Origin of the sequence: Stutzerimonas stutzeri SDM-LAC (genome assembly GCF_000235745.1) — a bacterium.
In the GTDB taxonomy this organism is placed as follows: Bacteria; Pseudomonadota; Gammaproteobacteria; order Pseudomonadales; family Pseudomonadaceae; genus Stutzerimonas; species Stutzerimonas stutzeri_H.
On the sequence record NZ_AGSX01000117.1, the window covers coordinates 42525 to 58024 of the forward strand.

Genomic DNA, 15500 nt, shown 5'->3' on the forward strand with positions numbered 1-15500 from the left:
GGTAAAACGATTCGCTATTCAGCCGGACGTCGTAGCCAGGCCTTGCTGGAATGCCAGCCCAGGCCCTCCGAGGCCATAACGCGGTGCCACGCCGGAGGATCAAGATGCTGGGTTTCCGGTGGTTTCTGCAGCCCAGGGCGCGAGCAGAAATGCGAATACCAGGCCGATGCCCACCGCCAGGCCAAAGTTGCTCACAGCCGGCGTGCTCGACAAGGCTAGCAGGCCGAACGACAGCCAGGTGGTGACGGCCGCGAGAAGCGTGCCGACCAGGCTCACCGCGGCGCCACCGATTTGCTCACGCATGAGAATGGCGTAATCCACACCGATCGCCGTGACCAACAGCAGGCCGAACAGGCCAAACAGGGTCAATGGCTGGCCCAGCCAGCCGAGGCAGGCAAGGCTGCCAAGCGCGGCCAGCAGCGGAACAGCCAAACAACGCAGGGCACCGCGCCAGCCGAATGGCAGGCACAGCAGCGCCAGAATGACGACAGCGGCAAGCAGCTTGAGCAGCGCGGCCTGGCGCTGGGTCTCGGCAAACAGACGATTCAGCTCGGCGGGCCGGTCGATGAGGCTGACCCCGCCGATACCGTCAGCCAGGCCGTGCAGCGCCGAACTGTCGCGGAGCCCCTGCAGGCTGATCAGGCCAGCAACTGTGCCGTCGCTTCGCGTACCCAGCCAGAGCGGGCGCCAAAGTTCGGCAAGCGGCCCGGCCAACACCTGATCGAGGCCGGTTACGGATAGCGCTTCGAGGTCGGCGAGTTCCTTTTCGAGCACCTCTGTAGTGATGCCAAGCGCCAGCAGTGGCTGGCTGTATTGCAGCAGGCGAGGCAGCGCGAGATGCAGGCGCTCCTGGGCAACGGTTGGGGCGGCCAATTGGCTCAGGGCAAGATAGCCGTGCAGCTTCTGCTCTGCGACCAGCTCATCGAGGCGAGTGCCAAGCGCTTCCTGACGCTCCAGCAACTCGTCGGGCGTCTGTGCGCGAACCAGGAAATACTGGCTGGTCGGCTCGAAGCCGGTGATCTGGCCGATGCGCTCGGCCTGCTGCTGCAGCGCCGGTGCGCGGCTGACCCATTGGCGCAGGTCATCCTTGAACGACACCTGGCTGATACCGGCCAGGCAGAACACCACGAAGCCGGCCAGTAGCCAGCGCGAGGAAAGGTGCCCGAGCAGGCGCCGACGCACATTCAAGGCGCGTTCAGCCCAGCTCAGCGGGGCGGCCCATGGCTGTAACGGAACGTTCACCAACGCCGGTAGCAGGCAGGTGGCGCAGGCGAAGGCCCCGAGCAGTCCGGCCGCAGAAAACACCGCGACCTGGCTCAGTGCCGGAAACGGCGTAAACGCCATGGCCATATAGCCGATGACGTTGGTCGCCAGCGCCAGCGCGAGGCCGGGCAGCGTTAGGCGTAAGGCACGAAAGGCCTGCCATGGTTGCAACGTCCAGCTCTTGGACAGGTAGTGCAGCGGAAAATCGATGCTGACACCGACCAGGCTGGCTCCCAGCACCAGCGTCAGTACATGGATCTGACCGAACAGCGCAACACAGGCCGCGGCGCCACTGAGCGCGCCGACCAGCACTGGCAAGGCGACCAGCAGCACACGTGGCGTACGGAACAACAGATGCAGCAGGGCCAGGGTGGCGACGAGCGAAACGCTGCCGATCAGGCCCGCTTCCTCGCGTGCCTGGCGCTGCCCATATGCGGCATGCAGCACGCCGCCAGCAGCGAGCAGCTGGCCCTGCTGAGCCTCAACCAATCGGCGAGCGGCACGAACCTGATCGTCCACCTGCAGCGGCAGCTTGTCATCGAAGGCATCGCCGTCGATCTGTGCATGGATAACCGCCCAGCGCTGGCCGTCATGTTCGGCCAGCAGCGCGCCATCGAGGCGCGGGTGGATATTGCCCGATTGTGGCAGTCGCCGCTGCGCCAGGTCGGCCAGGCCGAACCAGTCTTCTTCGGCCGGCACCAGGCTGGTGCTTTCAAACGGGCTGAACAGGCGCTGCAGGCGTTGCTGAATGAACGCCTCGGGTGAGGCGATCAAGGCTTCGCGGCTGGTCCGGTCGAGCAATACCAGACGTTGATCCAGTAATTGCTGGCGTACGGCCGGCAAATCGGCCTGCACGGAGCGACGAATCTGCGTAAATAGGCCGCTGGCCTTGAGATTGCCGGCCACATCCTTAGCCAGCGCAACTGCAGTGTCTTCGTCGGCATGCTCAACCAGCAGCATCAGATCGCGATTCAGCGGTTCCTGCACGCGCTGCTCGGCGAGTTGCTCCAGTTCTCCAGGCGCACCGCTGGGCAACAACTGCAGCAAATTGGCGCTGACTGGCGCGCCATCGCGCCATTGCCATGCGGTCAACGCGACCAGCCCGAGCAGTGCCAGGAGGAACAGCGAGGAAAGCCAGTCCGGCAGCCTGAGCGCGTGATCAGTCGGTGAGGTCATGGTGCTCGCTGGGGCTCAACTGATCGTCGATCTGGATGTCGGTCAGCAACAGCAGTGTGCTGTCGCCCTGGGCTTCACGCAGCTCGATACGCTCGGCGGTGGCGCTTCCCTGGATCAGGATGCTGGAGAAGATCTGTGCCAGCAGCCGGGAGCGCGGCGTCAGCGTCAGCGCCCAGGCTTGCGCAGTGCCAGTCAATTGCAATTCGAAATCACGCTGCAAGGCTTCGGTATCGCCCTGCAGTACGGCGAGAAACAGCTCGTTCTGTCGCGCGGCGGGCCCTTGCTGGCGGGTCTGCTGCCAGCCGCTGGGCGTGCGTCGGGCGATCCCGGCGGCGCTGATGCGGTAATCCTGTTGCACCGGGTCTTCCAGAAACCAGAGCAGACCCCTGTCGCGCGCCAGGACGAAGGTGCCCGCGCTAACCAGTGGCTGGGGCAGGGCGCGCAGGTATTTTTCCTGGGTGAAGGCGCCGCGAACAACCGTGGGTTCGCGCAGTTGCAAGCTGAGTTGGAGCAGGTCGAACGCGTTGGCGCGGGCGGTCACCGCCAGCAGCAGACACAGGGCAATCAGCGCGCGCGAAGAGGGGCGGTTGACTAGGCGCATCACAGCAGTGCGCGCTCCACGGCATCGACCAGCACCTTTGGCGAGGCCAGCAGCATTTCACGGCTGGCGATCTCCACGGCGACCTGAACGGTGCTGCCACGAGTCATGCGCTCGCCGGTCTCGGCGTCGCTGATCAGGTAATTGATCTTCAGGCGGTTCTCCCACTCGACCAGATCGGCACGGACAATGATGCGTTGATTGAAACGGGCACCGCGGATGTAGCGCAGCTGCACGTCGATGATCGGCCAGCCATAGCCGGCGTCCCTCATCTGCACATAGTTGTGACCGATGCGGTCGAGCAGGGCGCAGCGCGCCATCTCGAAATATTTGACGTAGTGGCCGTGCCAGACGATGTCCATGGAATCGACATCGAAAAAGGGCACCAGCACTTCGATTTCTGCCTGCAGTACGCCGCCCTTACGCATACAACCCCCAGTGCTGCGCACGGATGCGCTGTAGGCACAGGCGCAGCTCGCCTTCCAGCGCACGGTCTTCGATCAGCGGTGGGAAGTCTTCGGCAAGCGCTTCGTGCATCACTGCGAGCGGTGCCGGGAGTGCCCGTGCCGCCGGCTGACGCTGGCGCAGCCAGACGCTCTGGTTCGCGGCAATCAGTGTGGCGGCAGCCACCTGTTCGGTCAGCTCCAGGCTGCGCAGCGCATCGCGGGCGGCGATGGTGCCCATGCTGACCTTGTCCTGGTTGTGGCACTCGGTGGACCGCGAGAAGACGCTGGCGGGCATGCTGTTCTTCAGCGCTTCGGCGGTCCAGGCGCTGGCGCCGATCTGCACCGCCTTGAAGCCGTGATTGATCATCGCGGTGGCGGCGGGCGCGCCGGACAGGTTGCTCGGCAAGCCGTGGTTGTAGCGGGTGTCGACCAGTAGCGCGAGCTGGCGGTCGAGCAGGTCGGCGACGTTGGCGACGAGATTCTTCAGGCTGTCCATGGCAAAGGCGATATGCCCGCCGTAGAAATGCCCGCCGTGCAGCACGCGCTCGTTGTCAGCGTCGATGATCGGGTTGTCATTGGCGCTGTTCAGTTCGGTTTCGATGAACTGCCGCAGCAGGCCCAGGCTATCGGCGAGCACGCCCAGCACGTGCGGTGCGCAGCGGATGGAATAGCGGTCCTGCAGACGATGCATACCAAGACCACTGGAAGCTACTGCGCTCGGTTCGGCGGCGTTGAGAGCCGGCTCGGCCTGCTCATTTACTGCTTGTAGACTCCGCGGCCTCGCCGTCTCTCGCCTTGCCGCTCCGTCGCTCGCGACGCTTCCAGCGGCCTTGGGTGCGGTCGGCGCCTCGATGGCAAGGTCCTGGCGAATCCAGGCGGCCACCTGCATCTGTCCCGGATGCGGCTTGGCAGCGAACAGGCGCTCATCGAAATGCTCGGGGTTGCCTTCCAGTGCGACGACATTGAGCGCCGTGATGCGGGTGGCCAGTTTCAGCAGGTAATCGGCACGGGCATAGGCGAGGCAGGCCAGGCCGGTCATCACCGCCGTGCCATTCATCAGCGCCAGCGCTTCCTTGGGCCGCAGAGTCAGCGGCGTCCAGCCAAGCTGGCGATGCACCTCGGCGGCGCTACGGCGCTCGCCGCGATACATCACCTCGCGCTCACCCGCCAGGGTTGCGGCGACATAGGACAGCGGCGTCAGGTCACCGCTGGCACCGACCGAGCCTTCTTCGGGAATCAGCGGCAAGACGTCATGTTCGAGGAACGCCTGCAAACGCTCGAGCAACTCGATGCGCACCCCGGACATGCCGTGCGTCAGCGAGCGCAGACGGGCAGCCAGCACTGCGCGAGTGGCTTCAGCGTCGAGCAGCTTGCCCAGGCCGCAGCCGTGGAAGGTGAACAGGTGCTGCGGCAGTGCCTCGACCTGATGCAGCGGCACCGCCACCACACACGAATCGCCATAACCGGTGGTCACGCCATAGATCACGCCTTCGCGGTCGAGCAGGGTGTCGAGGAACTGCGCGCCGCGGGCAATCCGCTCACGGAAGGCCGCATCGGACTGCAGCCGGGCGGGCGCATGGCCTTGGGCGACGGCCAGCAGGTCTTCGATACGCAGGTGGTTCTCACCAAAGATCACGGGCTCAGCGTTGTTCATGGGTGTTCCAGAAAGGGTAGAAGTTGAACCATTGCAAAGGGGCTTCCAGGCAGCGTGCCGCCAGTCGATCCGCGTAGCGCTGAACCCACGCCTGCACCACGGCATCGCGCTGGCCACGCCGCCACTCGATGCGATCGGCGAAGGGCTCCAGATGGACATGAAATTGCCCAGCATGTTTCAGACAGAACAGCAGATTCGCCGGGCATTGCAGCAGGCCGGCCAGTAGCCACGGCCCCTGTGGGAACGCGGCCGGCTGGCCAAGAAAGTCGGCCGTAGCGATGCGCGCGCCCTGCAGCGGCACCCGGTCACCGGCGATGGCCAGCCATTCGCCCTGATCCAGCCGCTGGGACAACTCCATCATGATCGCCGGGTCGAGTTCGCTGACCTGAATCAGCCGCATGTTGTTCGCCCCGGATTCATCCAGCAGGCGGTTGAACTGTTCGGCGTGACGGGTGTGCACCAGGACGTTCATCTTTACCTTGCGGCCCATTTCCGCCAGGGCCCGGCAGATCTCCAGATTGCCCAGGTGCGAGCCGACCAGCAGCTGGCCGCGCGGTGCCTTGAGGTCAGCGTGCAGGTCGGCGCTGTCGTACAGCACCAGTCGATCCAGCGCCAGGCGTCCGCCCCAGACATCGAGCTTGTCCAGCAAGGCATCGGCGAAGGCCATGAACTGGTGGTAGACCGAGCGCCAGCCGGGCGCCAGGTCGGCACGGCCGCTATAAGCCGCAAGGTTCTGCTGGTACTGCCAAGCACTCTGCCGCGCGCTGCGGTTGAACAGATAGAAATACAGCACGATCAGGTACAGCAGCGGCGCCATGGTGCGTCGGCCAAGCAGGCGCACGGCCCAGGCCGTCAATTTCATCAAGGCAAAATTGCCCCGTTCGCGATTCGCGGCCCAATGCGAGCCGGCTGCGGCTTTTTCGCTCATCGGCACAGCCGCCGCCAGAGCAACTTGGGCGCACGCATGAGCATGCCGCCAAACAGCCGTGCGTGCATCGACGAGATCAGCAGGTTGTCGCGCCACAGACGGAAATGCGAAACCCCATCGACCGGATAGTGCACCCGCGTCGGCAGCCAGACCATCGGCTGTTCACGCCAGTGAAGGCGCACCAGGATTTCGGTATCGAAGTCCATGCGCTGGCCCAGCGCTGTCGAATCGAGCAGTGCCAGGGTCGGCTGCAGCGGGTAGACACGAAAGCCGCACATGGAATCGCGGATCGACAATGACAGGGTGTTGATCCAAACCCAGACGTGGGTCAGGTAGCGCGCATAGAGGCGCCCCTTCGGCACACTCGAATCGTACTGCGGGTAGCCGCAGATCAGCGCATCCGGCGCCTGGCTGGCGCGGTCGAGGAACAGCGGCACGCCGCTCAGGTCATGTTGGCCGTCGGCATCAACTTGCAGTGCGTGGCTAAAACCCAGACGCGACGCCTCGCGCAAGCCGGAGATCACCGCAGCGCCCTTGCCCTGGTTGCGGCTGTGGCGGAGCAGGTGCACCAGTGGCTGCTCGGCCAATTCATCGATGATCTCCGCCGCAGCCGGGCTGGAACCGTCATCAACGAGTACGCACGGCAGGTGTTCGGCAAGCAACGCGCGGACGACATTGGGCAGGCTGGCCTCATGGTTGTACACCGGCACCACCGCGCATGGCTTGAACCAGTCATCGTCGATCGCCAGTGACAACTGCTGATGGTGGTTCGCAACGGGCACGGCCGTCATCGCAGGCTTGAGCGGGGTAAGCGTGGTCACAGAGGATCTCCCAGCAGAATGCGGCCGGACGAGCAGGGCGCGTCACCGTTGCGGTATGCGAAATACAGCTTGCTGCGCTCGCGGTCGAAACGCAGGGTCAGGCTCAGCTGATCACCCGGACGGGCGAGCTGTTGGAACTTGAGCACTTCCATGCCTTGAAAGCTCGGCGGCAGGTCAGCGATCAACTCGCGGGCGAGGCCAATGGCCCAGTCGATCTGCACCACACCGGGCAGAACCGGGGTTTGCGGAAAGTGCCCGGTGAAGTGCGCCAGGTCCGGCGGGACGGCCAGCAGAAGCTGCCATTGATCCTCATCCCGGGAGACGCTGAGGCGCTCGGGCAGCAATGGCCGTGGTGCCAGCAACAGCGCATCAAGTTGTGCCTGGGGCAGCTTGCCCTGGCTGTTGTAGGGCAGCTGAGTCAGCAGCCGCCAGCGGCGCGGCAAGGCCAGCGTTTCGCAGTGATTCGCCAGGTGCTTGCGCAGTGTCTCGGTCAATGCGCGGCGGCCGCCGTTGCGCAGGGCGTGCAGGCCGGCTTCGCTCAGCACCACCAGCGCCGCGAGGTAGGCGCGGTTGTCGCTGACCACGCCGAGGCGCGCTTCGCTGACAAAAGGGTGTGTGGCCAGGGCTGTTTCCAGCATCGGCAGTGAGATGCGCTTTTCTTCCAGCTTGACGATGCGATCCAGCCGGCCGAGCAATTCGAAGCGCCCATCGCGCTCGATTCGCGCCGCGTCGGCCGTCTGTTCGGTATGACCTGGCGGCAGGCAGGGCGAGGCGATGCGCAAAGCTCCGTTGTCGTCCTGGCCCAACTGGACGCCCGGGAAGGGTTGCCACAGATCGCCGCCTTGGCGCCAGGCGATACCACCGGTCTCCGAGCTGCCGTAGATTTCCGTGGGCAGCTGGCCCAGGCGCTCCTGCAGGCGCTGCGCGGCCTCGGCATCCAGCGCTCCGCCCGAGGAAAACACCCGTCGTACGCTGCGCAACGCCAGCCAGTCGAGGTTGTCGCCCATGCGCTTGAGCAACGCCGGGCTCGCTACCCAGCAGAAGCGCAAATGCTGGCGGCTGGCTAGCTGGATATCTTCAGGGAAGGGTTGTGCGCGGCGCAGAAACGGCCGGCCCGCGCACAGCGGCCAGAGCACACGGAACAGCAGCCCATAGATGTGCTGCGCCGCGACGCTGGCGATCACGCAGGCATCGCCGAGATCGGCGCCCCAGCAGGCTTCGAGGATTTCCACCTCGTTCGCCAGCTGGCGTAGGCGCTTGTCGATCAGCTTCGGTTCGCCACTGGAGCCGGACGTGCAGAGCAGCAGTCGGCACCCGTCCAGGTCCAGCTTGGCCGGCTCCAGCGGTTCGGCGAAGAGCTCCGAGAGACGCGCATCGCCGTCCTGGTCTGTCAGCCAGAGATCGGCCTGATGAGCCAGGCGCGCACGGCTCGCGGGCTGCAGATCGGCCGGCAGCAGCACCGTCACGCCGGCTCGCCAGGCGCCGAGCAGGGCAATCGCCAGCTCGCCGGCGTCCTCCAGATGTACCGCGAGTCGGGCGACGCCGCGGTTACGCAGCCCTGCGGCCAGACGCAGCGCTTGCTGTCGCAGTTCGGCATGCTCCAGCGCAGGATCGAGCGTGACCGGGCGCGACTTGGGCGCCTGGTCGAGCAGGTGTTCGAGGGCGATCCAGTTCATGTCGCTTTCCTGACTCGCTGGCGTACCAGCCACTCACCGGCGAATAACAGTCCCATCAGCAGATAGGCGATCAGCCCGGTGTACAGCGTCCACCAGCTCAGCGGCGCCCAGAGTGCGAGTCCGCTGGCGATGCCGGCGTTAATGATGAAATAGCCCAGCCATACCCAGGTCACCAGCCGCGTATAGCGCACCGCTGCGGGCGGGAGGTCGGGCTCGCTCAGCCGCGCAAGGCGCTCGATGATCGGCATGCCAGAGACGAGGCTGCCGGCAAACAGGCCGAACAGCGCCAGGCTGATCAGTACCGGATACCAGCGCAGCAGCGCCGGCTCGCCCGCCAGCCCGAGCAACAGGCAGAACAGCAGCGCGGTCGCTGCCATCGTGTAGCCCAGCGGCGTTTGCTTGCCGCTGCATAGGCGAGCCAACCAGAGCGTGCCGAGCAGCAGGGCGAACAGCCGGGGCGACAAGTGCTCCAGGCCAAAGTACACAACAAACGGGTAGGCGAGGCCTGCCAGCAGCAGGCCAAGGCCGATCAGCCGGTTGGCGTTCGCTTTGCCTGTTGGTGCGGGTGCATGCATCGTGCCTTCCGTTTGCGCATGGAGCCTGCTCCGGCTAACGCTGCGGCTACCCGGACAATGGCTGTTCTGTTGATCGGGCGGGTCAGGCCGGTTGCGGGTTGACCAGTCGATACACCGCTTCGACGACATCGCCGACCGTCCGTACCGACTTGAACTCCTCAGCGGCAATCTTTTTGCCGGTCTGGCGCTTGATGTGATCGATCAGGTCGACCGCGTCGATGCTGTCGATTTCCAGGTCCTGGTAGAGGTTGGCTTCCAGACTGATCCGCTCGGGTTCGAGCTCGAATAGCTCAACCAGTGCATCACGCAGGGTCTGGAAGATCTCGTCGCGGCTTTTCATTTCAGGCCTCCTCGGTGAGGGCGCGGTTGGCGCTGACGTAAGCGGCCAGGCTGTCGACACTGGCGAAATGCTTGCGGGTGTCCTTGGCATCAGCGTCGATCTTGATGCCGAAGCGCTTCTGGATTGCCAGGCCCAGCTCCAGCGCATCGACCGAATCCAGCCCGAGCCCTTCGCCAAATAGCGGCTGGTCGGCTGCGATATCGTCCGGGCCGAGGTCTTCCAGACCAAGGGCGTCGATGATCAGTTGCTTGATTTCAAGCTGCAGTTGGCTCATCGAATGCGAGCTCCTTTTTGAAGTGTCGATGCAGATGATCGTTGAGTTGCCGCGAGGCGATAGGTGCTGCGCCACGGGCGGCGAACAGCTGCGGGTCGATATCCTCACCGACGCGCAGATGAAAATGAAAACGTCTTGCCGGAATGCGATACCAGGGCTCGGCCTTGGTCAGGGTGGTGGGCGTCACGCTGATCACCACTGGCGTGACCATACGTGCGCCACGCAGCGCGATAGCCGCTGCGCCCCGATGAAACTGCGGCGCCTGGCCGGGCGTGGTGCGCGTGCCTTCGGGAAAGATGATCAGCGTCTGGCCTTCTCTCAGCGCGTCGGCTGCTTCGTCGAGCATCTCGGCGCTGCCGTTGTTACTGATGTACTGGGCCCCACGGATCGGTCCGCGGGTGAAGGGGTTGTCCCACAGGCTTTGCTTGACCACACAGTTGGCGTCGCGAATCAGCGCGATCAGCACCACCACGTCGATCAGCGACGGATGGTTGGCGATCACCAGTTGCCCAGGGCGACCGAGGCGTTCGGCGCCTTCGACCTCGTAGGTCAGTACGCCGCTGCGATACATGAACTGAACGAATAGCCAGAACAGCCGGCTTACGGTCTGACGCGCGCGGCGACGGTGCTCGGCTTTATCGCCTGGCAGCAGCGCAAGCAGAGGGAAAACGATCAGTCGCAGGCAGAGCCCGCCGACACCGAACAGCATGAATGACAGCCCGGTCGCGACCAGACGCCACAGCCACGGCGCGCTGTATCGACGGTTCAATGGGTCTGCTGCCAGTTCCATTGGCGGCTCCCCCAGCGGTTTTGCAAGGTTGGTTGGTCGTTGAGCAGCGTACGGACCAGTTTGATCGCATGCGGGTGCGTTACCTGCTGGGCGGCTGGCTCTGCGGCTTCGAGGCTCAATTGCCACGTCTTACCCAGCTTAAGCACCAGCGCCACGGCATAAGGAAAGCTGACGTCGCTGATCCAGGGCGCATAAACCGCGGGGGGTTGGTCTTCGGCGACCACCACCAATACCTCGGGAGCGCCTTCGCCGAGCAATAAGGCGGCTTCGAGCACGGCATGCTCCAGCCCATCGCCTTCGGCGGCCAATGCGGTCATCTCGCTGCTGTCCTGCTGATGAATGGACCAGAGACCGATGATCGCGTTGTGCACCGACAGACTGAACTGGGTAGGGGAAAGCGGCTCGTCGCTCGCCAGATCATTGAGGATGGCGAAGGTGCGCGCGGTCTCGCCATGACGGGAGGCATAAACCAGTGGCATCGGTGGTCGGCCAGTCGCCAGAGGAGTGGCCACGGCGAAGACCATGCGCGCCAGGTGACTCAGGCGGCGACGTTGCATGGCCGGCAGGAAACTGACGTCCGGTTGTGCGTCTTTGCTCTCGAGCTCGCACGGGTTCCGGACCCAATCGGCCCAGTCATCAGTACTCGCCAGGCCTGGAGCCCACGCCTGCCATTGATCGATTTCGAATTGAATCACGCTGAACTCACCGGCTCATCCTCGAGCCTTTGTTATTGGCGTGTCGACGTCCCTGTACAGCGACTATCGGTAAATGTCGGCCGCGAAAACGGCGGCATTATCCAATCGCGCTGAAGCCTAGGCAAACGTTGCGTGACATATCCGGATAAAAGGCAGGCCTGGTGCACGGAACTGAACGCCCGATTCAATGGTCTGTTCGAGGTTTGGCGGAGGTGGCTGGCACACTCGAGCACGCCGTGCTGATGCCAGTGTCGACCCACGTTGGCTTTTTCTTACACCCGCTCAGCAGCCGGGCAAGTCGCTGTCATATCCCATGCTGTTGGAGCCAGGCCAGCAGCTGCGGCAATGGCATCGCGCCGCTCTGACGCGCCACTTCTTTACCGCCCTTGAACAGGATCAGACTGGGAATCGAGCGGATGCCGAGTTGGCTAGACAGTTGCGGATTGACCTCGCTGTCCAGTTTGGCCAATCGGCAGCGGCCCTGCAGCTGAGCGGCGGCCTGAGCGAAGGTCGGGGCGAAACTGCGGCACGGGCCGCACCAGCTGGCCCAGACGTCCACCAGCAGCGGCAAATCGCCCTTGATCTGGTTGGCGAACTGGCTTTGCTGCAGCTCGAATGGCGTGTTTGGCAGTGCATCGGACTTGCAACGCCCGCAGCGTGGCGCGTCATGCAGCCGATCAGCGGGTATACGGTTGAGGCTGGCGCATTGTGCGCAGGGGATGATCAGCGAGTCGGTCATGGCGAGGCTCCACAGCGGTCTGTTGCAGTAATGTGGAGCCTCGCTGGCCGATATCAAGCAGGCGCTGTACGCCTTAGCCCTTGGCTGCGTCCAGGGCCTGGGTCAGGTCGGCGAGGATGTCATCGATGTGCTCGATGCCGATGGACAGACGGATCAGATCCTGGGAAACGCCTGCCCGGGCGAGTTCTTCGGCGTTTAGCTGCCGGTGCGTGGTGCTGGCCGGGTGGCAGGCCAGCGATTTGGCGTCGCCGATATTGACCAGCCGCACGATCAGCTTGAGCGCATCGATGAAGCGTGCGCCGGCCTCCATGCCGCCTTCGATGCCGAAGCAGAGAATCGACGCAGGTGTGCCACGCATATAGCGACGCGCCAATTCGTGCTCCGGATGATCGGCCAGCCCGGCATATTTCACCCACGCCACCTGCGGGTGTGCTCGCAGATACTCGGCGACCTTCAAGGCGTTCTCGCAGTGGCGCTCCATGCGCAGCGCCAGTGTCTCCATGCCCTGCAGGATCAGGAACGAATTGAACGGTGAAATCGCCGCGCCCATGTTGCGCAGCGGCACCACCCGGCAGCGGCCGATGAAGGCGGCGGGGCCGAACGCCTCGGTGTAGGTGACGCCGTGGTAGGACACGTCTGGCGTGTTGAGCAGCGCGAAGCGCTCCTTGTGCTGCGCCCATGGAAACTTGCCGGAGTCGACGACGATGCCACCGATGCTGGTGCCGTGGCCGCCCATGTACTTAGTCAGCGAATGCACTACTATATCTGCACCGTGCTCGATTGGCCGGCAGAGCATTGGCGTGGCGACCGTGTTATCGACGATCAGTGGAACACCATGACGGTGCGCAGCGTCTGCCAGGGCCTGAAGATCAATGACATTGCCGGCGGGGTTGCCAATCGACTCGCAGAAGACCGCCTTGGTGCGGTCGTCAATCAATGCCTCCAGCGCGTCGATGTCATCATGGGCGGCGAAACGCACCTCGATGCCTTGGCGCGGCAGCGTATGAGCGAACAGGTTGTAGGTCCCGCCGTAGAGTTTGGCGACCGAGACGATGTTGTCGCCCACTTCGGCGATGGTCTGGATGGCATAGGTGATTGCCGCCATTCCAGAGGCCACAGCCAGTGCCGCCACACCGCCTTCCAGTGCCGCGACGCGCTGCTCGAGCACGTCGGTGGTGGGGTTCATGATGCGTGTATAGATGTTGCCGGGAACCTTCAGATCGAACAGATCCGCGCCATGCTGGGTATCGTCGAACGCATACGAGGTGGTCTGGTAAATCGGTACTGCGACCGCGCGGGTCGTCGGGTCCGGGCTGTAGCCGGCATGGACGGCGAGGGTTTCCAGCTTCATGGGGCGCTCCTTGTTCTTGTTCATCGGGGCAAAGGCCCAGAGCATGAAACTGAACGCCAACTCGGTCAATGATCCAGAACAACGCCTCCTGTCAGAGCGGCGTGAGCGGCCAGAACAGTGGAATCACCAGTGTCGCGACGACCCACAGCAAGAGGTTCAGCGGAATGCCGACTTTGAGAAAGTCGACGAAGCGATAGCCACCGGCGTTGTAGACAAAGGTGTTGGTTTGATAACCAATGGGCGTGGCGAAGCTGGCGCTGGCGGCGAACATCACCGCGACCACGAAGGCGCGAGGGTCGATGCCGAGCTGCTGGGCAAGGCCGATCGCGATCGGGGTGACGAGCACGGCGACGGCATTGTTGGACAGGATTTCGGTGAGCACCGAGGTGAACAGGTAGATGAACCCCAGCATGAACAGCGGCCCAGCCCAAGGCGTCAGGTCGACGACGCTGGAGACGATCAGTTCGACCAGTCCGACCTTGTTCATCGCGATGCTAATGGCGAGCATGCCGAAGATCAGGCTGAGAATCTTCCAGTCCACCGCCTTGTAGGCATCTTCGACATCCAGGCAGCGGGTCGCGAGTACGGCTGCGGCGCCGATGATCGCCAGACCTTCGATCGGCATCACGCCAAACGCCGCCAGCAGCATCACCATCAGCGTGGTGCCAATGGCGATCGGTGCCTTGTCGCGGCGAAACGCGCGCTCTTGCACGGCGTTGAGGCTGATCAGCTCACCGTTGTCGGCGAAGCGCTTGATCTGTGCCGGCGTGCCCTCGACCAGCATCACGTCGCCGAACTGCAGCTGGAAGTCGTCCAGATTCCCCTGGATGTTCTCGTCCTGGCGGTGCACGGCGAGCACGTTGATGCCGTAGCGGGCGCGGAGATCGAGGTCGCGCATCGGTCGGTGGCTATAACGCGAATTGCGGCCGACGATGGCTTCTGCGAGCACTTCATCCTCGCTGCTGATGGTCTCGAAGGCATTACCGCGGTTGAAAGTCAGATGTCCGCTGCCCCGAAGCTCGACCACATCCTTCACCTGTCCGTGGATCACCAGCACATCGCCAGCCAACAGGCGAAAGTCCTGTTCAGGCCGGCTGTTCAGGTGAGCGCCGCGGTTGACCTGCAGCACCTGCAGACCGCTGCCCCCATTGAGGTTGGCCTCGGCAATGCTCTTGCCAATCACCGGGGAACCCTGCGGGACCCGCAGTTCGCTCATAAAAGTACGATCGAGCCTTGCCCCAAGCAGCTTGGACAGTGTGTCTCGCTCCGGCAGCAGCCGCTTGCCGATAGTCATCATGTAGAGCATGCCGGCTGCTGCGAGCACCAGCGCGGCGCCAGTGATCTCGAACATGCCAAACGGCGCGAGACCCGCCTTGCGCGCCACGCCATCGACCAGAATGTTGGTCGAGGTCCCGATCATCGTCAGCGTGCCGCCGAGAATGGTGGCGTAGGAAAGCGGAATCAGCAGCTTCGAAGGCGTGGTGCCGGCGCGCGTGGCCAGCGAAATCGCCACCGGTGTCAGGATTGCGACCACCGGGGTGTTGTTGAGAAAGGCCGAAATGACCAGCGCAGTAATCGTCAGCCCGCCGAGCACACGGGTCGGGCTGGTGCCGACCAGTCCGCCCAGCCAGTTGCCCAGCGCATCGATGCAGCCGGTACGCTCCAGCGCGGCGGATATCACGAACATGCAAGCAATGGTGACGGGCGCGGAGTTCGACAGCACGCCAAGCACCTCCGCCGGCGTCAGCAACTGGACGGCGATCAACACCGCCACCGCAATCGCCACAACGATATCCGGGCTCCAGGTCTCCCGCACGAAAGACACCAGCACCCAGAGCAGCAAGGCGCAGACGAACAGCAGCGGCAGTGAATCAGAGAGCATGAACGTCCTTAACGTGGCGTAACAACGGGCCACAGACAGCGGCCCCGCGCGAACGATAGGGGTGGCCGCTTAGAGAGTCTAGGAACGTTTGTTCAGGTTTATATGCGATTTCGCTATTTGAATGGTTGGTCGTACCGCCGCCTCACATGAGGCATTTGCAACGGACGGCGGCAAGAAAAACGAGAAAGCCGCGCAGTGTGCGGCTTTCGAGTTGGTGGTGTCCCGTCCTGAATAAGGTTTACACCTTTCCCCCGAGCCGTTGGAGAACTCGATGGAGCAAGGTGTTAAGCGA

Annotated in this window: 15 protein-coding genes; all 15 read right to left on the reverse strand. The window is 63.9% G+C overall.

Annotated elements, in window-relative coordinates:
* Nucleotides 1-99 precede the first annotated feature (99 nt).
* The 15 genes from PSTU_RS0112205 to PSTU_RS0112275 all read right to left on the reverse strand — a co-directional run bounded on the left by PSTU_RS0112205 (nucleotide 100) and on the right by PSTU_RS0112275 (nucleotide 15208).
* Nucleotides 100-2439 carry an MMPL family transporter gene (locus PSTU_RS0112205; RefSeq protein ID WP_019341314.1) on the reverse strand — a complete coding sequence of 780 codons (2340 nt, stop codon included), beginning with the start codon at nucleotides 2437-2439 and terminating at the stop codon, nucleotides 100-102.
* Nucleotides 2423-3040 carry an outer membrane lipoprotein carrier protein LolA gene (locus PSTU_RS0112210; RefSeq protein ID WP_019341315.1) on the reverse strand — a complete coding sequence of 206 codons (618 nt, stop codon included), beginning with the start codon at nucleotides 3038-3040 and terminating at the stop codon, nucleotides 2423-2425. The genes PSTU_RS0112205 and PSTU_RS0112210 overlap by 17 nt, the downstream gene beginning before the upstream one ends.
* Nucleotides 3040-3465 (reverse strand): acyl-CoA thioesterase, encoded by a 426-nt coding sequence (locus PSTU_RS0112215; RefSeq protein WP_019341316.1) that lies wholly within the window; start codon nucleotides 3463-3465, stop codon nucleotides 3040-3042. Before PSTU_RS0112215 ends, PSTU_RS0112210 begins: the two co-directional genes overlap by 1 nt.
* Nucleotides 3458-5137 (reverse strand): aromatic amino acid ammonia-lyase, encoded by a 1680-nt coding sequence (locus PSTU_RS21080; protein ID WP_019341317.1) that lies wholly within the window; start codon nucleotides 5135-5137, stop codon nucleotides 3458-3460. The genes PSTU_RS0112215 and PSTU_RS21080 overlap by 8 nt, the downstream gene beginning before the upstream one ends.
* A complete protein-coding gene (locus PSTU_RS0112225) occupies nucleotides 5124-6065 on the reverse strand; it encodes a hypothetical protein (protein WP_019341318.1) in 942 nt (313 codons plus the stop codon). The genes PSTU_RS21080 and PSTU_RS0112225 overlap by 14 nt, the downstream gene beginning before the upstream one ends.
* Nucleotides 6062-6886, reverse strand: coding sequence for a glycosyltransferase family 2 protein (locus PSTU_RS0112230; RefSeq protein ID WP_019341319.1), 825 nt, complete (start codon nucleotides 6884-6886; stop codon nucleotides 6062-6064). Before PSTU_RS0112230 ends, PSTU_RS0112225 begins: the two co-directional genes overlap by 4 nt.
* On the reverse strand, nucleotides 6883-8562 hold the full coding sequence (locus tag PSTU_RS0112235) for an acyl-CoA synthetase family protein (protein WP_019341320.1): 1680 nt from the start codon (nucleotides 8560-8562) through the stop codon (nucleotides 6883-6885). The genes PSTU_RS0112230 and PSTU_RS0112235 overlap by 4 nt, the downstream gene beginning before the upstream one ends.
* Nucleotides 8559-9137, reverse strand: a complete 579-nt coding sequence (locus PSTU_RS0112240) for a hypothetical protein (RefSeq protein ID WP_019341321.1) — start codon at nucleotides 9135-9137, stop codon at nucleotides 8559-8561. Before PSTU_RS0112240 ends, PSTU_RS0112235 begins: the two co-directional genes overlap by 4 nt.
* 82 nt (nucleotides 9138-9219) lie before the next feature.
* Nucleotides 9220-9477 (reverse strand): acyl carrier protein, encoded by a 258-nt coding sequence (locus PSTU_RS0112245; RefSeq protein WP_019341322.1) that lies wholly within the window; start codon nucleotides 9475-9477, stop codon nucleotides 9220-9222.
* Between the two features lies 1 nt (nucleotide 9478).
* A complete protein-coding gene (locus PSTU_RS0112250) occupies nucleotides 9479-9751 on the reverse strand; it encodes a phosphopantetheine-binding protein (protein WP_019341323.1) in 273 nt (90 codons plus the stop codon).
* Entirely contained in the window at nucleotides 9732-10541 is an 810-nt protein-coding gene (locus PSTU_RS0112255) for a lysophospholipid acyltransferase family protein (protein ID WP_019341324.1), read from the reverse strand. The genes PSTU_RS0112250 and PSTU_RS0112255 overlap by 20 nt, the downstream gene beginning before the upstream one ends.
* Nucleotides 10517-11236: a beta-ketoacyl synthase chain length factor gene (locus PSTU_RS0112260; protein WP_019341325.1), complete on the reverse strand. Its 720-nt coding sequence runs from the start codon at nucleotides 11234-11236 to the stop codon at nucleotides 10517-10519. Before PSTU_RS0112260 ends, PSTU_RS0112255 begins: the two co-directional genes overlap by 25 nt.
* A 304-nt stretch (nucleotides 11237-11540) precedes the next feature.
* Nucleotides 11541-11975, reverse strand: coding sequence for a thioredoxin TrxC (gene trxC / locus PSTU_RS0112265; RefSeq protein ID WP_019341326.1), 435 nt, complete (start codon nucleotides 11973-11975; stop codon nucleotides 11541-11543).
* A gap of 73 nt (nucleotides 11976-12048) precedes the next feature.
* Nucleotides 12049-13326, reverse strand: a complete 1278-nt coding sequence (locus PSTU_RS0112270; protein WP_029404753.1) for a bifunctional O-acetylhomoserine aminocarboxypropyltransferase/cysteine synthase — start codon at nucleotides 13324-13326, stop codon at nucleotides 12049-12051.
* Between the two features lie 91 nt (nucleotides 13327-13417).
* Complete coding sequence (locus PSTU_RS0112275; protein WP_019341328.1) at nucleotides 13418-15208, reverse strand: SLC13 family permease; 1791 nt, start codon at nucleotides 15206-15208, stop codon at nucleotides 13418-13420.
* Nucleotides 15209-15500 lie beyond the last annotated feature (292 nt).